Raw genomic sequence first — 25,205 nt, 5'->3', positions numbered from 1 at the left:
GCCAGGCTCCCCGGTCATGCGACCCTTTGATGTGCTTGCGCGTGATGAACATAAGCCCAGTGTAGCAGCGCCTCGTGCGGCGCAAATGACAGCCAAAATGCCGCCGCCAAGGCCGCCATTTCGCCTGCTTGCGCGGCAAGAGTGCATGCGAAACTAATCTCAGCCAAGCCACTGGCGCGCCAGCCGCCATCAGCAAGACCAAAGGCAAGAATCAATGCATTGCAACATCTGCGGCGCCAAGATTGCGAGCAAGTCGCTCGGGCTTGCCAGAGCAGATTTCCCGAACAAGAGGCGCCGCGATTGGTGAAATATGTAACGCCGCGTGTCGCCCAATCGCAGTTCCTGATGAGGAACGAGGCACATCGCTGGCAGATACTCCGCAGCTGGGCAAGCAAAGAAGCCCAAGCTGTGCGCCACATCACCCAGACCACAGCCATAACTAGACTAGGAGATACAGCATGCGTGTTTTTTTGATCGCCGCAGCCTTGGGCCTGTTGCTTCCTTTGGCCAGCCCGGCGCTACATGCCGAGACGGTCGAAGTGGCCGGGGTGAAGTACGAAAGCCCCGTCAACGTCAACGGCAATATGATCGAACTCAATGGCGCGGGCGTGCGCTACAAGGCCGTCTTCAAGGTCTATACCGCAGGGCTCTACCTCGGCAAGAAGACCGATGACATCGATACGGCGCTCAACAGCAATGTTCCCAAGCGCCTGCACCTGACCATGTTGCGCGAGGTGGATGCCGCCGAGCTGGGCCGCCTGTTCACCAAGGGCATGGAGCAAAACGCCACCCGCGAAGAGTTCGGCAAGGCCATCAACGGCGTGCTGCGCGTGGGCGAAATTTTCTCCAGCCGCAAGGGCCTGGCAGTGGGCGAACATTTCTCGGTTGACTACATCCCCGGCACCGGCTCGGTGATTCAACTCAATGGCAAGGTGCAGGGCGCGCCGATCCGCGAGCCCGAGTTCTATTCAGCCTTCTTGCGCATCTGGCTGGGTAAATCGCCTGCCGATCAGGCGCTCAAAGAAGCGCTGATGGGCGTCAAACGCGAGGCGCGAGGCCGTAACTGATTTGATCCAGCCGGTCCACATGCTGCAGGGCCGGCACCGCGCGGATGGGCTCGCCGTGGTTATAGCCATAACTGACTAACACCACGGGGCAGCCCGCAGCTGCAGCCGCCTTGGCATCATTGCTGGAATCGCCAATCATCCAGGTGCCGCCAGGCAAGGTCCCTAAGGCCTCACAGGTCTTCAGCAGTGGCATGGGATCGGGCTTTTTGCGCGCGAAACTGTCGCCGCCGAAGACTTCATTGAAGTAGCCCGCAAGCCCCTTGCGGCGCAGCAAGTCCTTGGCAAACGCCGCCGGCTTGTTGGTGACACAGGCCAAGGGCAAGCCCAATTGCTTGGCCTGTTCCAAACCTTCCAGGACACCGGGAAAGATGGCCGAGAACTCGCCGTTGATGGCGGCGTAATGCGCCTGGTAGGCGGCCCAGGCGCGCTCATACAAATCGGCATCACCACCCACATGCGCCAAGGTACTGCGAATCAAGTGCTCGCTGCCCTGCCCGACCGTCAGCTCGACAAAGTCGCGCGTCACGGCCGGCAAGGCCAACTCGGCCAAGACCCGATTCAGCACGACGCAAAAATCGCCCAGGGTGTCGATCAAAGTTCCGTCAAGGTCGAAGATGAGAGCGGTGGGCATAGGTTGGGATGACTCAATGGCATTCAAAAACTGCTGAGCCCGGATCGTAGCTGCTGGGATCGCAGGGCCGACAAAGCGTCCATCACGCCGATCGCCGCCTGCATGGCTGCAACACCCGCACCTGGCTCAAAAACCAGCCCCTTCCGCTCAGAAGATAGGCAGTGCCATGAACAGCTTGATGACGATGGCATTGGCAATATCGATGAAGAATGCGCCAACCATCGGCACGACGATGAAAGCCAGATGGGACGGGCCAAAGCGATGGGTGACCGCCTGCATATTGGCAATCGCAGTGGGCGTGGCGCCTAGGCCAAAGCCGCAGTGGCCAGCGGCCAGAACGACGGCATCGTAGTTCTTACCCATCACGCGGAAAGTCACGAAGATGGCATAGGCCGCCATGGCGCCTGCTTGCACCAAAAGAATCAGCAGCATGGGCAGGGCCAAATTGGCCAATTCCCACAGGCGCAAACTCATCAAGGCCATCGCCAAAAATAGCGCCAGGCTCACATTGCCCAAGACCGAAATTTCACGGTCAAACACTTCGTACCAACCCAGGCCGGACAAGATGTTTCGCAGCAAGACGCCATTGAACAGAACACAAACAAAGGTGGGCAACTCAAACGGGGTGCCCTGCAAGGCTTCGGCAAGGATATTGCCACCGGCCATACTCAGAACGATCAGCGCCAGGGATTCAATGAACGAGTTCACCGTAATCAGGCGCGTCGCCTGCGGTTCCTCAAACATGCCGGGGTCGCGATCCTGATTGTGTTGCGCACCGGGCGGTGTCACCTTTTTGAGCAAAATCTTGGCGACCGGGCCGCCAATCAAACCGCCCAGCACCAGGCCGAAAGTGGCGCACGCCATGGCCAACTCGGTGGCGCCGGCAATTCCAAACTGCTCGCTGAATACCTTGCTCCAAGCCGCGCCCGTGCCGTGGCCACCCGAGAGAGAAATCGAGCCTGCCAAAAGACCAAGATGACCATCCAGCCCCAGCACCTTGGCCAAGCTGATGCCGATCATGTTTTGCATCAGCAATAGACCCAACACCACCAAGAGGAACTTCATGATGACGCTACCGCCGGCTCGCAAGCTGGACAAATCGGCGGACAAGCCAATGGTGGCGAAGAAGGCCAACATCAGCGGCGTATGTATGGTGGTATCAAACTTGACACTGACTCCCGTGATTTGCTGAACCATCAGCATCAGCAAAGCGACGACCAAACCACCAGCAACCGGCTCGGGAATGGTGAAGGCCTTGAGGAGTGCGGTTTTCTCAACCAGAAAGCGGCCGAACAGCAAAACCAGTGAGGCAGCGACCAAAGTGCCATAACTGCCGATAGTGACAAGATTCGTACTCATGAACTCTCCGGTTGAACGACTTCGGTCTTGCTCGGTTTTGCGATTCGCGTGTCAATCGCTTGCTGATGCTTTTCAGCAAGTCATGGAGCAACTCAGTGCCAAGGTTTGCCCCGTGACGGTGCACTGGCTAGTTGATGCCCGGAATACTGGGCAATAGGTGGTGGCGCGCCAAATCCAGCGCCACAGGGAATCAGGCCCAACTCGCGAGCCTCAATGGCATCGCAATGAATTTCGTCGCGGCGCTTGTTGCCATCTGCGTAAGGGCTCACCGGGGGAACTTAGGCTTCAGCAGTCCGCGGCGTAGTGATTTGCCGACGTCAGTTTGCCTCGATTGCAGCGCCAAGATGTGGCAAATTTGTAGCGATAGTTATTGAAAATTGAACCCACCCCAAGTCAAGAATCGCGAGCTTGGCGTCCGCTGGGATTGAGTTGCTTCTATGGCGACACATCGCCAAGCCCAAGCCAATCCACATGCAGCTGAGGCAGACTAGATTGGCATGGGTCAACTGCTCAGCCCAACAGCCAGCCGGCGCGCCAGCTGGCAATTAGTTGAGACTGACAGGCAACTCGACGAGGTAGGCCTCGCCAAAACTGGCTGGAAAATTCGCCAGAGATTGCCTTCTTGGCGCCGTATCCAGCAGAAGCTGCGCTGGCAAACATCCCGCATCGCACCAACTCGTGATGGGTCACAAGAAAGCATTTGTCCGGCGGAGACTCAAAGCCCCAATCTCAGCACCAAGCAAGGCGGGCAGCGTTTACACAGCCCGCGCAGCCCATTCATGCGCCAGCGTCAGGGCTTGGCTGGGTCGACCCGGGCGCCCTCGTCACCACGGGGCACGGCTTGGCCAGGACTGTCCAAAGCGGTTTCGCCAGGCGGGATGTGCGGCAGGCGGTGGGCGATGCCTTTGTGGCAGTCGATGCAAGTCTTTTCCTTGCTGGCCAGATAGGTGGAGTGCATGGTCTGGGCGCGCACGCTTTGGCGCGTGAAGTCCATGGAGTCGTAGTTATGGCAGTTGCGGCACTCCAGCGAATCGTTGGCCTTGAAGCGCTCCCATTCATGGCGGGCGAGTTCCAGGCGCTTGTCATGAAACTTTTCAGGCGTGTCGATGGTGCCGAAAACCTTGCCCCACACTTCCTTGGAAGCTTTCATCTTGCGGGCAATCTTGTCGGTCCAGCCATGCGGCACATGGCAGTCCGAACACATCGCACGGACGCCGGAGCGATTGGTGTAGTGGATGGTGCTCTTCAGCTCCGCATAGACGTTCTCGCGCATCTCGTGGCAACTGGTGCAGAACTTTTCTGTGTTGGCGAACTCCAAGGCGGTGTTGAACGCACCCCAGAAAATCACCCCGCCAATGAAGCCGCCGATGGTCAAAAAACCCAGGCTGAAGTAGACGCTGGGCCTACAGATCACCGTCCAATAGCGCTTGAGAAGTTTCAACATGGCAGGGGGCTCCTCGATCCGTTCACTTCTTGGGCGCCTTGCCCTGCAGGCTGCGCTGGATCACTGTGTCCACATCCTCAAAGGTATTGGGCACGATCGGACGTGCCACATCCTGTGATACATGGCACTGCTGGCAAAAATAGCGGCGCGTGGACACCTGGCCCAGGATGTGGCCATCACGGTCCATATAGTGGGTGACGCTGACCGGCACGGCCTGGGAGGCCGAGGTCTTCGCCCGGGCGTGGCAGTCCAGGCACTTGTTGAAGTTCTTGTCCACCTGATAGCCATCAACCCGATGCGGAATGATGGGCGGCTGCATGGCGTAGTTGCGGGTGCGGCGCTGGTCATCATTGACCGCATTGCCCAGCAAGGGCGGCTTGGTGGTCTCCATGAGTGGCGTGGAGCCACGGGCCTGGTCAATGAAGGCTTGGCCCTGCTGGGCATGCGCCACCGTGCAGGCGGCGACCCAGCACAACAGCAAGGCGAGGTGTCGAAGGATGCGGTTCATGATCACTACTCCTTGTTCGCTCAGACCTTGGTGATCTTGACGGCGCACTTCTTGAAGTCGGTCTGCAACGAGATCGGGTCCGTGGCATCCAAAGTGAGCTTGTTGATGAGTTGGCTGGCATCGAACCAAGGCACGAAGACGAGTCCACGCGGCGGCTTGTTGCGGCCGCGTGTTTCCACACGGGTGCGCATTTTTCCGCGCCGCGATGACACCTCCACCTCGCTACCCCGGCGCACGCCCAGGGCTTTGGCATCGTCCGGGTGCATATAGCAAAGCGCATTGGGCATGGCCCGATGCAACTCAGGAACCCGGCGTGTCATCGAGCCCGAGTGCCAATGCTCCAACACACGGCCGGTGGACAACCAGAAGGGGAATTCCTTGTCCGGCGACTCGGCCGGTGGCTCATAAGGCAGTGCAAACACCACCGCCTTGCCGTCCGGGTGGCCATAGAACTGGAAGCCGGTGCCGGCCTTGACATAGGGGTCGGTGCCCTCGCGGTAGCGCCACAGGGTTTCCTTGCCGTTCACCACCGGCCAACGCAGGCCACGAACGGCGTGGTAATCATCGAAGGGTGCCAGGTCATGCCCATGCCCACGGCCAAAGGTCGCGTACTCCTCGAACAGGCCTTTTTGCGCATAGAAGCCGAAAGCTTTGGATTCGGCGTTCTCATAATCCGGGCTGGTTTGGGAGAGCGGGAACTTGTCCACATTGCCATTGCGGTAGAGCACATCAAACAGCGTCTTGCCGCGTACCTCCGGCTGCTTGGCAATCAACTCCTCCGGCCACACCTCTTCGATCTTGAAGCGCTTGGAGAACTCCATCAGCTGCCACAGATCGGAACGGGCCTCGCCCGGTGCAGTCACCAACTGGTGCCAGAAATGCGTGCGGCGTTCGGCATTGCCATACGCGCCCTCTTTTTCCACCCACATGGCGGTGGGCAGGATCAAGTCAGCCGCCACGGCGGTGACGGTGGGATAGGCATCGGAGACAACGATGAAGTTGTCCGGATTGCGATAACCCGGATAGCCCTCGTTGCCCATATTGGCGGCGGCCTGCATATTGTTGTTGACCATCACCCAATAGGCATTGAGCTTGCCGTCCTTGAGCATGCGGTTTTGCAGCACCGCGTGGAAGCCCGGCTTGTCGGGAATCGTGCCGGCCGGCACCTTCCAGATTTCTTCGGTGTGGGCGCGATGCTTGGGGTTGGTCACCACCATATCCGCCGGCAAGCGGTGCGAGAAGGTACCCACCTCGCGCGCAGTGCCGCAGGCCGAAGGCTGGCCGGTTAGCGAGAAGGGGCTATTCCCCGGCGTCGCGATCTTTCCGGTCAGCAGGTGAATGTTGTAAACGAGGTTGTTGGCCCAGGTGCCGCGCGTGTGCTGGTTGAAGCCCATGGTCCAGAAGGACATCACCTTGGTCTTGGGGTCGGCGTACAACTCGGCCAGCGCCAGCAAGCGACTCTTGGGCACGCCCGAGAGCTTGGCCGTGTATTCCAGGTCGTAGGTGGAGACGAACTTGGCGTATTCCTCGAAGCTGATCGGCTTGGCGCCATTGGGGTCGCCCGCGTTCTTCGCCGCTTTTTGCAGCGGATGCTCGGGGCGCAAACCGTAGCCGATATCGGGATTGCCCAGTTTGAAGTTGGTGTGCTTGTTGACGAAATCCTTATTGACCCGGCCGGTGGTGATGATGTGGTTGGCGATGTAGTTCAAGATCGCCAAATCGGTCTGCGGCGTGAAGGTCAATTCCAGATCGGCCAACTCGTAGGAGCGATGCTCGAAGGTGGACAGCACCGCCACTTTGACATTGGGGCCGCTGAGGCGGCGGTCAGTGACGCGCGTCCACAGCACGGGGTGCATCTCGGCCATATTGGAGCCCCACATCACAAACACCGTGGCGGCCTCGATATCGTCATAACAACCCATCGGCTCGTCCATGCCGAAAGTGCGCATGAATCCGGTCACAGCAGAAGCCATGCAGTGCCGCGCATTGGGGTCGATATTGTTGGTCCGGAAGCCGGCCTTCATCAGCTTGGAGGCGGCATAGCCTTCCCAGACGGTCCACTGGCCGGAGCCGAACATGCCCACGGCCGAAGGCCCTTTGGCCTTGAGTGCCGCCTTGAATTTCTCGGCCATCACATCGAAGGCCTTGTCCCAGGAGACGGATTGGAACTCGCCGTCCTTGGCGTACTGGCCGTTCTTCATGCGCAGCAGCGGCGTCGTCAAGCGATCCGCTCCGTACATGATCTTGGACAAGAAGTAGCCCTTGACACAGTTCAGGCCACGGTTGACCTCCGCCTGCGGGTCGCCTTGGGTGGCCACCACACGGTTGTCCTTGACCGCCACGGTGACGCCGCAACCGGTCCCGCAGAAACGGCAGGGCGCCTTCGACCACGTCAGCTTATTGGCTTCGGCATAGGCATTGCCCTCCTGCGCCACTGCGATGGGAATGCCGGCTACGGTACCGGCCGCTGCTGCGGCGGCTTGCCTGACAAAGTCACGTCTAGTCGACATGGTTGATCTCCGTACTCAGGGTTTCGAGGGATTCGGTGTGCTGATAGACCATGGCGACGGTCAGCACGCCACGGGCTTGCCGGATCAATTCGATCTGATCCAGGATGGCCCCGGACGTGGCGGCTTCAAGCGTGACAACCAATTTGCCACGGGCCGCGTCCACACCGTGGACTTGTGCATCGGGCAGGGCGGCAATGGTTTCGATGACATCCGCCACCGAGCTCGTCACGGCATGCACCACGAGACTGGTGATGTGAAGTTCTTCGCTCATGGACGTTGGCGGCAAGCGAGTAAGTGGCTCATGCCGATCAAGCACCCGGGGGGCCTGCAAACATCTGGTAAATCCAGACCGCGAAGCCAAAACCAGCGACAAGCAAAGCGGCCAGGATGGGCGCCGTCACTGCCGACAGGAAAAGAAAGCTGCGCAACTCTTCAGTTCGCGTGGACGGAGCATCTGCTGACACCTCATCACGAGGATCGCTGCCATTACTTTGCAAGATCGTCTCCTTGTTCAGCTTGCATCAAGACTGAACTGAATCGCCCCAGAGCGCCTGTTTATACCGGCGTGCCCTTCTGGCTGTCAAACATATGCATCGCTGCCGATGCCCTGTGCACACCTGCACGACTGCTCCCCACACGCCTGCAAATAGCAAATTGCTTGGCCTCGGTCAGGGTCAGGTCTTGCTAGCACGCGCTGGCACACCCGAATTTGACTTCGGCCGCCGACTCTATTTCCAAGCGCTCAGATCATTCGAATCGATCGCGCGAGTTAGCATTTGGCATCGCTCGGCAATCGCATTGCACTTCACTTTTTTACAAATGCGGGCGACCTTAAGCTCAGCGATGTAACTCTGCAATCCCTAACAGTCTCACTCGCGCAGCTGCGCCACACACTCCACCCACTTCATCCGCCAATGGCTGGCGCCAGCCACCCAGAAAGCCCACTCATGAACACAATGCCGCAGCAGTGCACACGCCGCCCACCGACAGGCGAAAGGACGGCTTGATAGCCATGGACTACAGCACACTCAAGACCGTCCATCAGACCGCCGTGGCGCTGTCCATCAGCGGCTTTTTTGCGCGCGGTTTGGGCGGCTTGCTGGGTGCGGGCTGGGTGAGCAGTCGCGCCGCCAAAACCTGGCCCCACATCATCGACACGGTCTTGCTGCTGTCGGCCCTGAGTCTGGCTTGGCAGCTGCGCCTGCAACTGGATCAAGCCCCTTGGCTAACAGCCAAGCTGATCGGCCTACTGGTCTATATTGGCCTGGGCGTCTTGGCCCTCAAGCCGGGGCGGCCGCTGGGCTTGCGAGCCGCCGCTTTCCTGGGCGCCTTGCTGACCGTCGCCTGGATGGTGTCGGTGGCGATCAGCAAGCATCCGCTGGGATTTTTCGGCGTGTAAGGCCGGCAAAAGAATGTCGCTGCAACAACATCAAGGCTTTCACTAGCCCGCGCTAGCTTCACGATCAAGTACCCTAGCGCCTCAGTCACTGCCAGCCCTCCATGCCGCTTCTCGACGCCCCACAACCCAGCCGCCACTTGGTGGAGAACCCCAATCTGGCCGGTTGGCTGGAGGATTGTGACGATGTGAGCCTGGTGCTGGCGATTGCGCCGGCCGGCTTTGGCAAGACCACGGCCATGTTGAGTTTGTTCGAGCAGCTGCGGGCCCGCGGCTACGCCACCACCTGGATACAGCTCAGCGCCGAAGACAACCATGTCGAGCGCTTTTGCACCCTGATGCAGTCCGGCCTGAGCGCCAGCAGCGAGCAAGGCAGCGCGCTGCCGCTACCCAATCTGATGGACGCGCGCTACGCCGGCTCGCAGCTGGGCCAGGATGTGCTGGAAACCGTGGCGCAGATCGCCAAGCCCACAGCAATCTTTCTGGATGATTTCGACCACTTGCGCGACGCGCGCTTGATCGACCTGATCCAGCGCCTGATCGAACGCATGCCGGCGCATTGCAAGCTCTTCATCACGGCGCGCAACACGCCCTTGCTGCGGCTCTACAAGCTCAAGGCCCAAGGCCGCTTGTTGCAGATCGGCATGACCGAGCTGAGCTTTGACGCCGAGCGCGCCGACATCTTCCTGAACCAACGCCATCAGCTGCAGTTGGATGCCGCCAGCGTGCGCCGCCTGGTGCATGCCACCGAAGGCTGGCCCGCCGGCCTGCAATTGGCGGCCCTGGCACTGAAAGCGCGCGGCGACAAGCGCGGCTTCATCGAAAACTTCTGCGAGCAAACCGCCGACATCGGCCGCTACCTCTACGAAGAAGTGTTCTGGGACCAGCCGGCCGAGCTGAAAACTTTTCTGCTGCTGAGCAGCCCGATCAAGCAGCTCAACCCCGGCATTTGCAATGCGGTGGTGCAGATCAACGATGCCGCGCAGCTGCTACGCCAGCTGGAACAGCAAAGCCTGTTCATCCTGCGCATGGGCGCGGCCGGCAACGAGTACCGCTACCACCCCTTGTTCGCCGAATTTCTGGAACGCAAGCTGTGCGAGGACATGCCCGAGGCCCTGCCGGGCTTGCACCAGCGCGCCGCCAACTGGTTTGTGCAAACGGGCGATTCGGCCTCGGCCATCAACCATGCACTTGCGGCCGGCAATCACGAGCAGGCCTGCGAGATCCTGTCCAGCCACGCCTGGTCCGCCCTGGCGCGGGGCCACATCAGCACCTGCCGGGCCTGGATGAGCCGCATCCCGCAAGAGGTGCTGGCCCATTACCCGGAACTGCTGGTGGTGTTGAGCTGGGCCTACATCTTCCAGTACGAGTACGCACTGGCCGGCCAGATCGCGCGCCAGCTCAAGAGCGAACCGCGCGTGCAGGATCTGCCCGAGTACCGCCTGCTGGAACCCTTGTCACTGATCCTGATGGACCGGCTGAGCGAGGGCGAGACCCTGCTGCAAAGCCAGGCCAATATCGCCATGACCAGCGTCGGCGGCCTGAGCGAAGCGGTGTTCTGCTGCTTGAATGCCTATGTGGAGCTGTGCTCCCACCGCTTCGAGGCGGCGCTGCGCAATTCTGACCGTGCCCGCACCCTGTTCAAACGCTTAGGCGGCGTCTACGGCACCACCTTCAGCTTCGGCATTGCCACCTACACCCTGCTGGCCCAGGGCCAGCCCTTGCAGGTGATTCAGCTGCTGGAGCCTTGCTTTGCCGAGCTGTGCCGCAGCGGCGGCCGCCACAGCGTCAGCAGCGCTTACATCGGCATCTATCTGGCCGGCGCACTCTACGAAGTGGGTGAGTTCGAGCGCGCCGAAAGCCTGGCACGCGAGTACCTGGACTTGTCGGCCGAGCTGGTGTTTTTGGACGCCATCGTGATCGCCCACCGCGTGCTGTCACGCGGCCTCTGCCGGCGCGGCCAATATGCCGAGGCCGGCGCGTTGATCGTGGCCGGCGCGGAGCTGGGCCGCTCGCTGGGCCTGGCTCGCATCGTGGCCCCCATGCGGCTGGAGCAGCAATATCAGCTGGTGCACCAGTTGGATCACGGCCCAGCCTCACCCGCCACCCGCCTGCCCCTGCATGCCAAATGGGACTTTGCGACCGACCGCATGACGCCCATCAACGACGTCGAGGACCAGGCCTTGGCCGGCCTGCGCCAAGGCCTGCGTGAAGGCCGTGCCGTCGAGGTGCTGGAAGCCTGCAGCAGCAAGCGCGAAAAAGCCGGCCGGCTGGGGCGCCTGCGCCGCCAGCTCAAGCTGGGCATCTTGCAGGTGCAGGCGCTGCAGTTGCTGGGGCGCGAAGCCGAGGCCTTGGCCTTGCTGAGCGAATTGCTGCGTAGCGATGTGGGCCAGCAATTGCGCGCTAGTTTCCTGGAAGAAGGCCCGCTGGTGCCGCGCCTGTTGCAGCAGCTGCACGCCCAAAACGCAGGCAGCAGCCTCGCGCAGCAAGAGGTGCTGGCCAGCCTGGTGGACTTGGCCCTGGCCCAGGGCAGCCCAGCGGCGACTCCGGTCAAGGCCGCAGCGCCGCGTGAGCCCCTCGCCGAAGGGGCTCCGCGCGCCTCGCAAGTGGCCGGCGCTTCGCTCGACAGCAGCGCAGACTCCGGCGCGGCCGACGAGGCGGGCGCCGAGTCGACGCTTGCCGCCGGCGCGCCCAGCGGCTTGTCGGCCCGAGAGCTGCAAATCCTGCAATGCCTGGCCGCCGGCATGCCGAACAAGCAGATCGCCAGCAATCTGCACATCTCCGAACCCACGGTGAAGTTCCATCTGCGCAACGTCAACCACAAGCTGGATGCACGCAACCGCACCCACGCGGTTTTCATCGCCCGTGAGCGCGGCTGGGTGCGCTGACAGCGCGAGCCAGCACCCGCCTCAAACACACAAGGGCAGCCCGCCTGGGCTGCCGGCGAAAGCCCCCACAAGGCACGAAAGACCCGCCAGGCAACACCCGCGCTGGTGTTTACCCGCAGGCCAATTGGCTCGCGGCTGCGGCGGCGGCACTGACCCATCCCAACCCTATCCTTTCGGATAGCTCGGACTAACCCCCGAAACGCGCGGCACCTCACCCTTTGGACGGCGACAAGCCCCAACACGGCACCTAGAGTCGGGCACCTTTCCCCTCCCTGCCCTCTGTGTCCATGACGCGCGTCCACGCAGCCAACGCCGCACCCCTTACGCAAAACAAACTCCAGAGCAATGCCAGCCCGGCTGGCCCGGCGGGGCGCATTCTGAGCAAAACTGCGCTCGAATCGAGCTGGCGCAATGCCATGGCGGAAGGCCTGGCCACACGAGGCCTCGGGCTGGACGACTTGCTGCGCCAGCTGGGCATCAACCCCGCCGAGACCGATCTGCGCGTGCTGTCCGACGCCTACAACAAGGTCTGGGAATTGGCCGCAGCACGCAGCGGCGACGTCGGCATCGGCCTGTGTGAACTCAAGCACCCACTGGTGGCCATGGGCAGCCTGACCCATTTGATTTTGTCGGCCCGCAGCCTGGGTGAGGCCCTGGCCCATCTGCAGCGCTACTCGGTGCTGCTGTCGCCCACCATCAATCTGGAACTGCAGCATGGCCCCGCCTTCAGCCGGCTCAGCGTTGAGTTTCTGAAGGGCCTGCACAAGCCCCCCATGCAGCGCTATGACTTCATGGCCCATGTGTTGCTGCAAGCGCTGACCTGGGTGACCGGCACGCGCATCCGGCCGGCTTGTGTGGAATATCCATTTCTGGCCCCGCGCGACACCTCGCCCTGGCAAGCGGCCTTCGACTGCGATTTGCAGTTCAGCGCCGAAGTCTTTTGCATGGTCTTCCACAGCGAAGACATGCACACCCCCATCCCCACCGCCAACCCCGCCGTGGCGGCACTTTGCGTGGCCGAGGCCCAACAGCAAATGGCCTCGCACGAGGGCAGCGTGCAGCGCCGCGTGCGCCAGGCCTTGGTGCAGCAGCTGCCCAAGGGCGACCCCAAGCGCGACACCATCGCCGCCATGCTGTGCATGAGCGAGCGCACCCTGCAGCGCCGCCTGCTGGAAGAAAGTACCAGCTTCAACAAGCTGCTCGACGAAACCCGCCGCGAGCAGGCCGAGCGCTTTCTGGCCAAGGGCAGCATCTCCGCCACCGAGATGAGCTTCGCCCTCGGTTTTGCCGACCCCAGCAATTTCTACCGTGCCTGCAAGCGCTGGTTCGGCCACTCGCCCAGCCATCTGCGCTGCGGCGCTTGAGCCCGCGCGGACTGCCACGCACTTCACCTAGGCAAGACCTGACCCTCAAACGCTTTCAGGCAAGCACGGCCCCAGGCCTGCAAGGCAGTTTTCAGCATGAATTCCCACACGCCACAACAGCGATTGCACCCGATTCACTGAGCGCTTTCGCGGCATCTTTCAGACATCAAAACAAGCATCAGGAGATACCCGAAAAATCCGCGTCGACCTTCCTTGGGGTTGTCACTCCCCACCGAACGGAGGGCCTGCAAGGCCAAGAGCTTGGCTCGCAAAGTCAGAAGAATCTGCGCACAAATCCGCATCATTCGTTCACGCCGCTGACAACTCTGCGCCGAGCCGGATCCGATCGGAGACGGTACAGATGAAGAGTTAGGTCGTGAACGAAAGCACCAAGGTTCACGGTCGATAGGCGCGTAGAGAAAAAGAGTTCCTCCCCTTTTAAAACCACATCTGGAGATATCAAACATGGCTTCCTTCTTCAAGCTTTCCGCTGTCGCCGCTCTGCTCGCTTCTGCCGCTCTGTCGGCATCCGCCATGACCGCCATCGACGACGGCGCCCTGTCGCAAGTCAGCGGCCAAGACGGCGTGTCCATCGCCGGTGACCTGAACATCAACATCGGCTCCTTCAAGTACACCGACACCGACGCAAGCGGTGGTTCTGTGTCCTTCAACGACATCAAGATCAACGGCATGTTCGTCATGACCGTGGACATCTTGGGCAAGAGCGCCTTCGTCGGCACCGTGGCTGACTCCATCGGCGCCCGTCTGGGCCTGACCCAAGCTGACGCTGATGTCGGCAAGGCACTGGCCGGTGGCCTGGCTGTGACCCCCACCGCCGGTGGCGTTGCTGTGGCAACCCAACTGGGCAAGCTGACTGCTGCCACTTTTGACGCCTTCGGCGCCGCCACCGGTGGAGCCATCTACGACGCCGCCAGCGATGTCGTGCAATTCGCCTTCCCCAATGCCAAGCTGGACAGCAAGCTGTCGCCCAGCATCTCGGTCGGCGCCATCAAGATGGGTAACAGCGCCAACTCCTTCGGCAGCGTGGCCATCAACAACATGGACCTGCAAGGCACCAAGGTCTGGATCTGGGCTCACTGATCTGACTTTTGACCTTGCGATGCCCGGCCGCTCAAGCGATCGGCCGGCATCAAAAACATCCCATTCAAATTTGTATTGCTAGGAATTCATCATCATGAAGTTCTTCAAACTCTCCGCTGTCGCCGCCCTGCTCGCCACTGCTGCTCTGTCGGCATCCGCCATGACCGCCATCGATGACGGCGCTCTGTCGCAAGTCAGCGGCCAAGACGGTGTGTCCATCGCCGGTGACCTGAACATCAACATCGGCTCCTTCAAGTACACCGACACCGACGCAAGCGGTGGTTCTGTGTCCTTCAACAACATCAAGATCAACGGCATGTTCGTCATGACCGTGGACATCTTGGGCAAGAGCGCCTTCGTCGGCACCGTGGCTGACTCCATCGGCGCCCGCCTGGGCCTGACCCAAGCTGACGCTGATGTCGGCAAGGCACTGGCCGGTGGCCTGGCTGTGACCCCCACCGCCGGTGGCGTTGCCGTGGCAACCCAGCTGGGCAAGCTGACTGCACCTACTTTTGACGCCTTCGGCGCCGCCACCGGTGGAGCCATCTACGACGCCGCCAGCGATGTCGTGCAGTTCGCCTTCCCCAATGCCAAGCTGGACAGCAAGCTGTCGCCCAGCATCTCGGTCGGCGCCATCAAGATGGGTAACAGCGCAGCTTCCTTCGGCAGCGTGGCCATCAACAACATGGACCTGCAAGGCACCAAGGTCTGGATCTGGGCCCACTGAGATCAGTCTTGATCTGAGCTTCGCCTGATCGACCGACCCGGGTCCCAGGACCCGGGTCTTTTTTTCCCTTTCGCCTCCTTCGTGTGCCTTTTCGCCATGAACCGCATCCTGATCGCCCTTGTCATCGCTGTGTTGCTGGCCGCCTCGGTCGGTGCCGCGCATGCCATGGCCCGGATGGAGGACGAAGAAATGGCCGAAGTGCATGGCCGCGACGGCGTGACGATTGCGTCGGATCTGAATATCCACATCGGCTCCTTCGTCTACAGCACGCAAAGCACGAACAACCCGAACGGCGGCTCCATCGCCTTCAACGACATCAAGGTCACCGGTCTCTTCGCGATGACCGTGGATGTGCTCAGCGCCAACAGCTTCACCAGCGCCATGAGCAACTCGATGGCGGCCTACGGCGCCGACGGCGCGGCCGGCATCGCCCGCTTGATCAGCAGCGGGCTCTACGACAACCGCAGCGATGTGATCCAGCTGGCCATCCCCAACGCCGGGCTCGACCACCGCCTGAGCCCCAGCATCAGCGTGGGCTCGGTGACCATGGGCAATAGCAGTGCGTCCTTCGGCAGCTTCTCGCTCACCAATCTGGACATGCAAGGCTCCAAGGTGTGGATATGGGCCCGCTGAAGATGCTGCGTCAATTCTTCGCAGCCGTGCTGGTGCTGAGCAGCGCCAGCGTCGCCTGGGCGCAAGGTGCGCCGCTGCCCGATTACGAACTGTCCCGTGTCTGGGGTCAGGCCATGGTGGAGGTGACGAACACCAGCATCAACGGCTACGACTTCTCGCGCGTCACCCTCAACGCCGACATCAAGCTGAACGCCAACTTCAGCAATATTCGCCTGGGCGAGTACAGCATCGCCGCCAATAACGGCGCCGGTGCCGATTTCGCCATCAACCGCCTGCAGTTCGGCCGCAGTGATCTGGACGACGCCGCGCGCACCGTGGCGCTAAGCAACCCTTATCTGGAGCTGGTCTACCGCAATGCCGGCAATGCCAGCACCCGCGAAGTGATCGGCATGCGCCTGGGCTTTGAAGGCATCAGTGGCCACATCGGCCTGGCCGCGCAAAGCATCAGCGGCTCGCTGGCTTTCACCGATACCCTGGGCCGCACGCTCGACACCAACCAAGACCCGCAAGGCGGCAAACGCTGGGACGGCACGAACTGCGGCGCAGGCAACACCTGCCCCTTCAATCTGGCCAACGTCAGCGCCATTCAGGCCGGTGACAACAACGGACCCAGCCGCGACTTTTTCATCTCGATTCTGAAACAGTCGGTGCAATACCCCAGCGCCGCCGGTCAGCCGCCCAGCAGCGCGGCCATGCAAGGCCTGTGGCTGAACTGGCGCGACCGCCTGATGGCCCTGAACCCCGGCGCGGCCCTGCCGCCCAACCTGCCCAAACCGGGAGGGTGAGCCGTCATGCGCGCCGATTTCCTCCTCCACAGCATCCTCATCACAGCGGCAGCCCGGGCCGCTGTTGTCGCCTCTGCGGCGATGAGCTTGCTGTGCGGCGGCTTGGCGCAGGCCGGCCTGCAAAGCATCTCGGACGCTGATTTGGCCAGCGTGCATGCGCGCGATGGCTTTGCCTTCAATTTGCGCGGCTTCTCGCTGGACGGCAGCTTGACGCTGCGCCTGGGCAGCAGCAGCGATGCCAGCGGCCTGACCCTGGGCAATATCAGCCTGTCGCGCAGCGACGATCCTGCCAGCACCTTCAGCGACCCCTACCAGCTGAGCGTCAGCCAACGCGGCGCGGGCCTGCCGGACAAGCTCACGCTCAGCGGCCCGCTCAACAGCCTCGGCCTGCTGCGCTGGCAGTTCGCGGCCGACCTGAGCTTGCAAGACACCGCCGGCAGCAACTTTCAGGCCGGCGCCCTGCTGCTGCAGGACTTGCGCAGCAGCGGCCTGAGCCTGGACCTGGCCCCGAATGCCAACCCCGATGTGCAGGGCATCGCTTTTGGCCTCAGCCTCAAGCTGGACCTCGGCGCCCTGAGCCTGCGCCCGCGCGGCCGCAGCGACACCACGCTGCTGGACGCGCCCGGCGCGCCGGAGCAGTTCAGCCTGCGTGGCCTGCATCTGGGCGCGGCCAACAGCATTGCCACCGGCTTGAGCGGCGCACCCTGGCGCCTGGCCGATCTCGATCAACAGCCCCTGCTGCTCAACACCCTGGCCGCGCCCGATGGCAGCGGCGGCGTGCTGCATCTGAATCTGGCTTGGCCCAGCGCCGGCCAGCCAGCGCCGGTGGGCAGTTTGGTGATCGACAACATCAGCTTCAAAAGCGATATCGGCGGCAATGTGGATCTGGGCAGCAGCCGCATCGGCGGCATGCAGATCCAGTACCTCGACATCAAACTGAAAGGCGGCCGTTGAGATGCGTGCGCTGACTGTCCGGCAACTTTTCTTGCTTCCCTTGTTGGCCCTACTTGGCCTGTTGGGCCAGGCCGCCCAAGCCGCCACGCCGCTGGATGACGCCGCACTGGCCCGCGTCAGCGGCCGCGACGGCATCGTGATGAACGCGCACCTGGAACTCAACACCCAGCCGGGCAGCAATAACCGCGTCAGCCTGGGCTTCAAGGTGCAAGGCAACACCAGCTATTTGCTGCTGGACCGGGTCAGCGGCACGCTGGATTTGCTGGGCCTGGAAGTGAAGCCGGCCACCAGCAGCAGCCAGGGCGATGTGATCCAGGTCGGCATGCCCAGCTTTCTGGGCTTCAAGGACTTTGGCATCCGCGCCATCGGCGTGCAGGGCGACCCGCTGGCGCCCATCAACAACAGCCTGGGCCAGATCCAGCTCAGCGGCAGCGCCCAGATGCAGGGCCAGTTGCTGATGTGGGCCAAGTAAAGCAACCCGCCCGCTCCTCATCCATCTATTCACTTCCAACGCATCCTAGACCAACCATGTTGATGATTTTGCTGGGCACCCTGGCCATGCTGATCGGCGGCGCCACGCTGGACACACAAAAGCCCGCCCAAGACCGCCCCGAGCGCCAGTTCGAACTGCCGATGGCGCAGGTGGGCGGCGGCGTGGTGCCGGCCTCGGTGGTGATCGAGCCGCTGTCGGAGCTGAAGTTCAAGAACATCGTGCACCAGGCTTACGACTACAGCTGCGGCTCGGCCGCGCTGGTGACCATCATCAACAACTACCTGGGCATCCAGGTCACCGAACAAGCCGCCATGGAAGGCATGCTGGCCCATGGCGAGCGCGACCGAATCATCGAGCGCCGCGGCTTCTCGCTGCTGGACATGAAGCGCTATGTGGCCACCCTGGGCTCGGACAGCGCCGGCTTCAAGGCCGAGATCAAAGACCTGGCCGAGCTGACCGTGCCCGGCATCGTGCCCATCGACTACGCCGGCTTCAAGCACTTTGTGGTCTTCCGCGGCATCCGCGACGGCAAGGTCTTCCTGGCCGACCCCTCGGTGGGCCACATCGTCTTCTCGGTGGCCGAGTTCACTGAACTCTGGGACCGCAACACCTTATTCCTGCTCTATCCCTCGAAGACGCAGGGCCAAGCCAAAAACCTGCTCGCGCTCAACGATCAGGAATTGGGTGTGATCGACCCCGATCAACTGCGCAGCCAGGCGCGCCTTTCCCTTCCCCTCGACAACACCGAAGCCCTGCGCGCTGCGGTGCAAGCCAACTTTGGCACTTTCAATCTCCGACGCTAACGATCCTTCTCATCATGATGACCGCAATCTCGACCCGCTCTCGCGCCGCCTCCGGCCTCGTTTTGGCCCTGCTGCTGCACACCGGACTGTCCCTTGCTCAATCCAGCACTGCCGCCAGCACCCCATCCACCAGCAGCGCCAGCGCCGATGCCGAAGCTGCCCGCCAAGCACTCGCCAAGAAGGATGGCGATGTGGACCAGGCCGCCCTGCTCAAAGCCACCCTCACCGCGACCGACAAGCAGTATTCCTTGATCAAAAAAGGCTCACTGGCCCTGACCTATGACCTCAACTACGCCTACATCGGCAGCCAGCTGATCGACGCCCGCTTTGCCGATAACTCGCTGACGCTGTTCAGCATCCAGAACACCCGCTCGCACACCATCACCAACACGGTGTCGACCGACTACGGCCTGCTCGACAACCTGACCGGCAACGTCACCATTCCTCTGGTCAGTAAGTACAGCCAGTCGGAGAGCTTCTCCGGCCTGTCCAACGGCATCGGCGACCTCTCGATGGGTGTGCGCTGGCAGCCCCTGGCGCAAAGCCGTGACCTGCCCGCGCTGACCGCCTCCAGCACCCTGCGCGTGGCCACCGGCCGCAGCCCCTTCAAGACCATCAGCAACCAAGGCCTGGCAACCGGCTCGGGCTATAACAGCATCACCTTCGGCGCCAATGCCTCCAAGGTGATGGACCCGGTGGCCGTGTTCGGCTCGGTGTCGGTCACCCTGGGCCAGGCCGCCACCGGTTTGGATCAGACCGTCAACGGCGGCACTTTGGTGAAGATGAGCCCTGGCGCCAGCCTGAGCTTCGGCATGGGCTTCGCCTACGCCTTGTCGTACAAAGTCTCGACCACCATGTCCTTCCAGGAAACGGTGTCGGCGCGCTCACACCTCTACCTGGCCGACGGCAAGATGAGCGCTACCGCGCCGCAGACCTCGGGCATCTTGAGCTTCGGCCTGGGCGTGCGTGCCTCACCCAAGACCACCATGAATGTCTCGGTCGGCGTCGGCCTGGGACCTGATGCACCTAGCTTCACGCTGGGCTTCAATATGCCTCTGAACCTCTGAGGCTGCCATGTTGCCTCAGCTTCAGAAGGACTGGCGCCGCCGGGCGCCAGCGGCAAGGCTTTGCGCGCTGGGCGCTGTCGCAAGCCTGGGCTTAGGCCTGGCCTCGAGCAGCCACGCCGCCTTGACCGAAAACCTGGGCGTCAGCGTGGTGGGCATGGCCTTGGGCAATGCCGTCACGGCCGACCCGCCGGGCCTGGACAGCATCCACTTCAACCCCGCCGGCCTGGCCCGCATCAAGACCAATCGGCGCCAGGACGCCTTGTTCGGCGCCTCCATCAAGCCCTATGCCAGCTTCCATCAACCCGATGGCTTTGACATCGGCGGCTGGAAGGAAGACCCGCTCAACGGCACCAAGACCGGGCCGGTGCGGCAGAGCATTTATCTGCCCATCTACGGCTCGCCCACCTGGAGTTTGCCGGCCGCGTTTGCGGCGGGCTTAGGCCTGGCCTTTCACGAGCCCGAGTCCAAGTGGACCTTCGGCACCGCCACCTATGTACCGCAGGCCGTGGGCATCGACCGCACCAAAGATCCCAATGACCCCGGCCGCTTCGACGGCCGCAAGGTGGTGATCCAGCGCCTGGTCTATCTCTCACCCACTGCCGCTTATCAGCTCACCGATACCTTGAGCTTGGGCGTCTCCGTGCCCATCGCCCACCAGGGCTTCATGCTCAATACCGAGATGCGCATGCCCAATGAGCTGCTGGGCATCATCGGCAAGCTGCAGGACGCCTGGTGCGGTGACAGCGGCAACCCCATCGACGTGTTGGCCTTCGGCTTGTGCGGCGGCGGCAAGGAGGGACGCCTGCGGCCCTTCAACTCCGTGGGCAGCATGAACTTCGACATGACCGCGCCGATGGATCCCACCATCAATGTGGGCGTGTTGTGGGAGCCCAAGGAGTGGTTTGCGGCGGGCGCGGTGTACCAGTTCGGATCCAGCTCCACGCTGACCGGGCGCTACACCTTCAACGCCAACCCGATGCTGCGCAAGTTCGTGGACGGCATGTACGCCAGCCTGCTGGGCCCCATCATGGCGGCCACCTTCGCCATGCCCAGCAGCATCCCCGAGTCGCAGAGCGGCAATGCCACCTTGGTGCTGCCCTTCCCTGAGCATATTCAGGCCGGCATCAAGATCAAGCCGCTGTCCTTCCTGCAGTTCAATGTGGACGTCAACTGGACCAACTGGGCGCGCTGGGACAAGATGACCTTCCAGTTCGACAAGCAGATCTCCCTGCTGCAGATGGCGCGTCTGTTCGGCCAGGGCGACGCCAGCAAGCTGATCATCCCGCGCGGCTACAAAAGCCCCTTGCACTTCGGCTACGGGGTGGATCTCAGCGTCGGCAAGCACTTCCATGTGCGCGGCGGCTACGAGCCGCGCCGCAGCTCGGTGCCCAGCTCGGCGATGGACTTGATTGCACCGCTGCCCGATCTGAAGGTCTATAGCGCCGGCGTCGGCTACCAAAGCGACAAGGGCTTGCGCATCGACGCCACCGTGGCTTACGCCCACGGCCGCTTCAACCTGCCCGCCAACACCAGCTGCAATCTCAACTGCACCAACTTCAGCAATGTGATCTACAACCCCTATGCCGGCCTGGATGTGAATGGCGGCATCTACATCCGCTACGGCGGCATCTCTTTCAGCCATCCCTTCTGATGCCATTCCATGACAGGGCCCAAGACGGGCTCTGTCTCTCGGCCCTTCTTTGTTTCCGACGACCCCTTCTCTATTTCCCTCTCGCCATGAAGCTGCCCTCATCTCTGTCCTTTGCAAGCTCCCTCACCGCCGGCCTGTTGGCGGCGCTTTTGAGTCAGGGCGCCAGCGCCCAAACCGCGGCCACGCCCGCAGCCAAAACCACGGCAGCTGCTGCTCCCGCCACACCCAGCGCAGCCGCCTCAGCACCCGCCGCCAGCCCGGCGCGCCAGGCCCTGGTGGAGCGTTTGCTGAGCCTGTGGCATGTGGAAGATGTGGCCGTGGTGATGGTGCAGCGCCCGGCGGTCAACGCCATGGAGCAAGCCCGCGTGGTGCTGCAAGGCCGGGTCAGCGCCGAGAAGCGCGACCGCACGCTCAAAGACATCAGCGGCGATGTGCAGACCTATGTGGACGAAGCCACACCGATTGCCAAGGCGAATGCGCAAAAGCTGGTCACACCCACCGTTGGCCCCATGCTGCTGGAAAACTTTGACGACAACGAGCTGCGCCAGATCATTGCCCTGCTGGAATCGCCGGTGAAGAAGAAGTTCGAGAAGCTCGTGCCGGTGATGGAAAAGACCTTGGGCGAAAAGGTGGCCAACGAAAGCGCCGCCGCCATCAACCCCAAGCTGCAAACCATGACTCAGGCCGTGGGCCTGAAGCTGCGCGCAGCTTCCATCGCGCCTTGAGCTGAAAGCGGCGCAGGCGCCCTGCGATTAGGGCGCTTGCGCGTAACGCTTTTGCAGCTGCGCGTATTCAGCGCTCTGTTTGAGCCGGCTTAGCGCGACCGAGAAACGCTGCGCCAGCGGCGTATGACCACGCGCCGCTGAAAAAGCGATGTAGTTGCGCGCACTGATGATCGGCGGCTGCAGCGCTACGATGCGGGCGAACTCGGGGCGATCCTGATGGGCGGCCCTGAAGTTGTCCCAGGCCACCACACCGACCGTGGCATGCCCTGCCAACAGGCGACGCAAGAGGTCGTCCGTATTGCTGGCTTCGATGCGGGGGCCGCGGTCGATCTCGGCATTGCCGAACTGAAAACCACGCACCGCCACCAAGCTGTGCTGAGCCAGAAAGTCCGGCAGATCGCCATTGAAAACCAGGCGCGCGGCGTCTTCCTTGCGGGCGATGAAGCGGACATCGGCGCTGGACAGGAAATTGCCTTCCAAAAACACCGCCCAGGCTTCGCGCTCGGGCGTGCGCGAGATGTAGGTGATGGCATCGGCCTGGCCGGTTTCCACCATCAGGAGTGCGCGCTTCCAGGGCAGGCTGGTCCAGCGCACCCGCAGCCCCAGGCTTTTAGCTGCAGCCTCCACCATGTCCACATGCAAGCCGGCGAGCTTGCCGTCGACCATCATTTCAAACGGTGGATAGTCTTCGTTGCCGCGCACCACCTCCAAGATGGCTTGCCGCGGCTGCATAGGCGCCGGTGCAGCCGCGTTTCCCTGCGTCAGGCAGGCGAAACAAAGCACAGCAAACAGCGCGCGCGCGAAGACGTTCATGCATTTCCTTCCGGAGCGGGCAAGGTGAGCGGGGCGGGGAGTTGCAAGCCAGGCAAACCAGCTCGCCTTGCGCGACTTGAGTCTAACTGCAGTGACCCTGCGACGAACAAGGGCAATAACAAAGCCCCAGATTCAGACATTTGTCTTATTGAAAAAACATTTGTTTTATGATGCAGACATGAAATCCAAACGAGATCAGCTGCTGACCCTGATCGCCCACAACCCCTTCATCAGCCAGCAAGACCTGGCCGAGCAGCTGGGCCTGTCGCGCTCGGCGGTGGCCGGCCATGTCGCGGCGCTGACCAAGGAGCGGCGCATCCTTGGGCGCGCCTATGTGCTGCCGGGCGCCCGCCATGTGGTGTGCATCGGCGGCAGCAATGTGGACCGCAAGCTGCGCGGCCTGGAGCCGCTGCAGATGGGCAACTCCAACCCGGCAAGCTTGAGCGAAAGCCCAGGCGGCGTAGCCCGCAATGTGGCCGAAAACCTAGCTCGCTTGGGTTTGCCCGTGCAGCTTTTGACTGCCTTGGGCGATGACGCCGCCGGGCGCTTTTTGCGCAGCCATGCCGCTGCCTTGGGCGTGGACTGCAGCGCCAGCCTGATCGCCAGCGATGCCCCCACCGGCAGCTACACCGCCGTGCTGAGCCCCGAGGGCGAGCTGGTCCTGGGCCTGGCGCAAATGGATTTGTGCGAACGCCTGAGGCCCGACTATCTGCGCCAATGCGCTGCGCAGCGCGCCCAGGCCAGCCTGACGCTGGTGGACCTGAACCTGCCGGCAGAGAGCCTGGCCTTTTTGCTGGCACAAGCAGCCAGCGAGGCTGCGGCGCCGCTGGTGGCGGTGGCGGTCTCGGCGCCCAAGATGGCGCGGCTGCCGCAGGCCCTGCAGGGCTTGAGCCTTTTGATCCTGAACCACGACGAGTTGGCCGCCGCCACCGGCTTGGCCCTGAACGACGAGGCCGATTTGCAACGCGCCCATCAGGCCCTGGCCGCGCGTGGCCTGGGCAGCCTGATCGTCACCCAAGGCAGCGAGCGCCTCTACTTCGGCCATGCCGGCGAGGCATTGAAGTCCTTGAAGCCGACGGCGACCCGCGTGGTGGAGGTCAGCGGCGCCGGCGATGCTTTTGCCGCCGGCGTGTGCGCGGCCTTGCTGCAAGACCCGGACGATCTGGCCAGCGCCTGCAAGCTGGGCCTGCGCCTGGCCCGCCTCACATTGCAAAGCGAGCACAGCGTCTCGCCCGAACTCAGCCCCGAACTGCTCCTGCCATGAACACACTGAACGCACAGAATTTCCTCGCCTTCTCGCCCGAAGTGGCCGCGGCTCGCGCCGCCGGCCGGCCCATCGTGGCGCTGGAGTCCACCATCATTTCCCACGGCATGCCCTACCCGCAGAACGTGCAGACGGCCCGTGAGGTGGAGGCCCTGATCCGCGCCGAGGGTTCGGTGCCCGCCACCATCGCCGTGCTGGGCGGCAAGATCCGCATCGGCCTGGCGGACGAGGAACTGGAGCTGCTGGGTCAGTCGCCCGAGGCCATGAAGGTCAGCCGGCGCGACCTGCCTTTTGTCTTGTCCAGCGGCAAGATCGGCGCCACCACAGTGGCGGCCACCATGATCTGCGCCGAGCTGGCAGGCATTCGCGTCTTTGTCACCGGCGGCATCGGCGGCGTGCACCGCGGCGCTGAGACCAGCTTCGACATCTCGGCCGACTTGCAGGAGCTGGCACAAACCTCGGTGGCCGTGGTCTGCGCCGGCGCCAAAAGCATTCTCGACATCGGCCTGACGCTGGAGTATCTGGAAACCCACGGCGTGCCAGTGCTCAGCATCGGCCAGGACAATTTCGCCGCCTTCTACACGCCGGACAGCGGCTTCAAGGCCGACTTCCGCCTGGACAGCGCGACTGAGCAAGCGCGCTTTTTGCAAACCAAATGGGCGCTGGGCCTGCGCGGTGGCGTGGTGATCAGCAACCCGGTGCCGGTCGCGCAAGCCATGCCACGCGCCGAGATCGATGCGATCACGCAGCAGGCGCTGGATGAGGCCGCCGCCCAGGGCATTGGCGGCAAGGCCGTCACGCCCTTCCTGCTGGCGCGCATCAAGGCGCTGACGGCCGGCCGCAGCCTGGCCACCAATATCGCCCTGGTCAAACACAATGCCGTGGCCGGCGCACGGCTCGCACAAGCGCTGCAAAACTGAGCACGCGCGCGGGGCGGTTCACACGGCAGCAATATGCGGGCGGCGCTGAGCGGGTAAGCTCACGGTCTTGCCTTGTATACACGGCGCAGCCTGCGCCGAGGC

Annotated in this window: 24 protein-coding genes; 16 read left to right on the top strand and 8 right to left on the bottom strand. The window is 62.6% G+C overall.

Annotation, left to right across the window (positions count from 1 at the left end; genetic code table 11):
• Positions 1 to 458 precede the first annotated feature (458 nt).
• The gene (locus AT984_RS21650; protein ID WP_058721876.1) at positions 459 to 1,067 is read left to right on the top strand and encodes a chalcone isomerase family protein; all 609 of its coding nucleotides are present in this window, start codon (positions 459 to 461) and stop codon (positions 1,065 to 1,067) included.
• On the opposite strand, the gene gph is transcribed toward AT984_RS21650, so the two are convergent.
• From gph to napE, 7 genes are all read right to left on the bottom strand, one after another.
• Complete coding sequence (gene gph, locus AT984_RS21645) at positions 1,039 to 1,698, bottom strand: phosphoglycolate phosphatase (protein ID WP_058721875.1); 660 nt, start codon at positions 1,696 to 1,698, stop codon at positions 1,039 to 1,041. The two genes, AT984_RS21650 and gph, sit on opposite strands and share 29 nt — an antisense overlap.
• Before the next feature lie 147 nt (positions 1,699 to 1,845).
• Positions 1,846 to 3,057, bottom strand: a complete 1,212-nt coding sequence (gene gltS, locus AT984_RS21640) for a sodium/glutamate symporter (protein WP_058721874.1) — start codon at positions 3,055 to 3,057, stop codon at positions 1,846 to 1,848.
• A 790-nt stretch (positions 3,058 to 3,847) separates the two neighbouring features.
• Positions 3,848 to 4,501, bottom strand: coding sequence for a NapC/NirT family cytochrome c (locus AT984_RS21635; RefSeq protein ID WP_058721873.1), 654 nt, complete (start codon positions 4,499 to 4,501; stop codon positions 3,848 to 3,850).
• Between the two features lie 22 nt (positions 4,502 to 4,523).
• Entirely contained in the window at positions 4,524 to 5,009 is a 486-nt protein-coding gene (locus AT984_RS21630; RefSeq protein ID WP_082680255.1) for a nitrate reductase cytochrome c-type subunit, read from the bottom strand.
• Positions 5,010 to 5,029: 20 nt separating this feature from the next.
• On the bottom strand, positions 5,030 to 7,519 hold the full coding sequence (gene napA, locus AT984_RS21625) for a periplasmic nitrate reductase subunit alpha (protein ID WP_058721872.1): 2,490 nt from the start codon (positions 7,517 to 7,519) through the stop codon (positions 5,030 to 5,032).
• Entirely contained in the window at positions 7,509 to 7,790 is a 282-nt protein-coding gene (locus AT984_RS21620) for a chaperone NapD (RefSeq protein WP_058721871.1), read from the bottom strand. The genes napA and AT984_RS21620 overlap by 11 nt, the downstream gene beginning before the upstream one ends.
• Positions 7,791 to 7,827: 37 nt before the next feature.
• Positions 7,828 to 7,983: a periplasmic nitrate reductase, NapE protein gene (napE, locus tag AT984_RS21615; RefSeq protein WP_058722530.1), complete on the bottom strand. Its 156-nt coding sequence runs from the start codon at positions 7,981 to 7,983 to the stop codon at positions 7,828 to 7,830.
• Between the two features lie 548 nt (positions 7,984 to 8,531).
• Here napE and AT984_RS21610 point away from each other — a divergent pair.
• From AT984_RS21610 to AT984_RS21550, 13 genes are all read left to right on the top strand, one after another.
• Positions 8,532 to 8,918, top strand: coding sequence for a SirB2 family protein (locus AT984_RS21610; protein WP_058721870.1), 387 nt, complete (start codon positions 8,532 to 8,534; stop codon positions 8,916 to 8,918).
• 101 nt (positions 8,919 to 9,019) lie between these two features.
• Positions 9,020 to 11,803 (top strand): helix-turn-helix transcriptional regulator, encoded by a 2,784-nt coding sequence (locus AT984_RS23335; protein ID WP_058721869.1) that lies wholly within the window; start codon positions 9,020 to 9,022, stop codon positions 11,801 to 11,803.
• Positions 11,804 to 12,090: 287 nt separating this feature from the next.
• On the top strand, positions 12,091 to 13,167 hold the full coding sequence (locus AT984_RS21600) for an AraC family transcriptional regulator (protein WP_058721868.1): 1,077 nt from the start codon (positions 12,091 to 12,093) through the stop codon (positions 13,165 to 13,167).
• Between the two features lie 465 nt (positions 13,168 to 13,632).
• A complete protein-coding gene (locus AT984_RS21595) occupies positions 13,633 to 14,268 on the top strand; it encodes a DUF6160 family protein (RefSeq protein ID WP_058721867.1) in 636 nt (211 codons plus the stop codon).
• Between the two features lie 94 nt (positions 14,269 to 14,362).
• A complete protein-coding gene (locus AT984_RS21590) occupies positions 14,363 to 14,995 on the top strand; it encodes a DUF6160 family protein (protein ID WP_058721866.1) in 633 nt (210 codons plus the stop codon).
• 96 nt (positions 14,996 to 15,091) lie between these two features.
• Positions 15,092 to 15,628 carry a DUF6160 family protein gene (locus tag AT984_RS21585; protein ID WP_058721865.1) on the top strand — a complete coding sequence of 179 codons (537 nt, stop codon included), beginning with the start codon at positions 15,092 to 15,094 and terminating at the stop codon, positions 15,626 to 15,628.
• A complete protein-coding gene (locus AT984_RS21580; RefSeq protein WP_058721864.1) occupies positions 15,616 to 16,413 on the top strand; it encodes a hypothetical protein in 798 nt (265 codons plus the stop codon). Before AT984_RS21585 ends, AT984_RS21580 begins: the two co-directional genes overlap by 13 nt.
• Positions 16,414 to 16,419: 6 nt before the next feature.
• The gene (locus AT984_RS21575; protein WP_156422172.1) at positions 16,420 to 17,367 is read left to right on the top strand and encodes a hypothetical protein; all 948 of its coding nucleotides are present in this window, start codon (positions 16,420 to 16,422) and stop codon (positions 17,365 to 17,367) included.
• Between the two features lie 40 nt (positions 17,368 to 17,407).
• Positions 17,408 to 17,839 carry a hypothetical protein gene (locus AT984_RS21570; RefSeq protein WP_156422171.1) on the top strand — a complete coding sequence of 144 codons (432 nt, stop codon included), beginning with the start codon at positions 17,408 to 17,410 and terminating at the stop codon, positions 17,837 to 17,839.
• A 56-nt stretch (positions 17,840 to 17,895) separates the two neighbouring features.
• Positions 17,896 to 18,663, top strand: a complete 768-nt coding sequence (locus AT984_RS21565; RefSeq protein ID WP_058721861.1) for a C39 family peptidase — start codon at positions 17,896 to 17,898, stop codon at positions 18,661 to 18,663.
• A 14-nt stretch (positions 18,664 to 18,677) separates the two neighbouring features.
• Complete coding sequence (locus AT984_RS21560) at positions 18,678 to 19,730, top strand: transporter (RefSeq protein WP_231741487.1); 1,053 nt, start codon at positions 18,678 to 18,680, stop codon at positions 19,728 to 19,730.
• 7 nt (positions 19,731 to 19,737) lie between these two features.
• Positions 19,738 to 21,381, top strand: coding sequence for an OmpP1/FadL family transporter (locus AT984_RS21555; RefSeq protein ID WP_058721860.1), 1,644 nt, complete (start codon positions 19,738 to 19,740; stop codon positions 21,379 to 21,381).
• Positions 21,382 to 21,467: 86 nt separating this feature from the next.
• A complete protein-coding gene (locus tag AT984_RS21550; protein WP_156422170.1) occupies positions 21,468 to 22,106 on the top strand; it encodes a DUF2059 domain-containing protein in 639 nt (212 codons plus the stop codon).
• Positions 22,107 to 22,133: 27 nt separating this feature from the next.
• On the opposite strand, the gene AT984_RS21545 is transcribed toward AT984_RS21550, so the two are convergent.
• Entirely contained in the window at positions 22,134 to 22,919 is a 786-nt protein-coding gene (locus tag AT984_RS21545; protein WP_058721859.1) for a substrate-binding periplasmic protein, read from the bottom strand.
• A gap of 178 nt (positions 22,920 to 23,097) precedes the next feature.
• On the opposite strand from AT984_RS21545, the gene AT984_RS21540 reads away from it, so the two are divergent.
• Positions 23,098 to 24,183, top strand: a complete 1,086-nt coding sequence (locus tag AT984_RS21540) for a carbohydrate kinase family protein (RefSeq protein WP_058721858.1) — start codon at positions 23,098 to 23,100, stop codon at positions 24,181 to 24,183.
• The gene (locus AT984_RS21535; protein WP_058721857.1) at positions 24,180 to 25,103 is read left to right on the top strand and encodes a pseudouridine-5'-phosphate glycosidase; all 924 of its coding nucleotides are present in this window, start codon (positions 24,180 to 24,182) and stop codon (positions 25,101 to 25,103) included. Before AT984_RS21540 ends, AT984_RS21535 begins: the two co-directional genes overlap by 4 nt.
• Positions 25,104 to 25,205: the final 102 nt, after the last annotated feature.

Source organism: Paucibacter sp. KCTC 42545, from assembly GCF_001477625.1.
Lineage (GTDB): Bacteria > Pseudomonadota > Gammaproteobacteria > Burkholderiales > Burkholderiaceae_C > Paucibacter_A.
The sequence above is the reverse complement of the archived record's forward strand: the minus strand, read 5'-3'. Positions and strand labels throughout refer to the sequence as shown.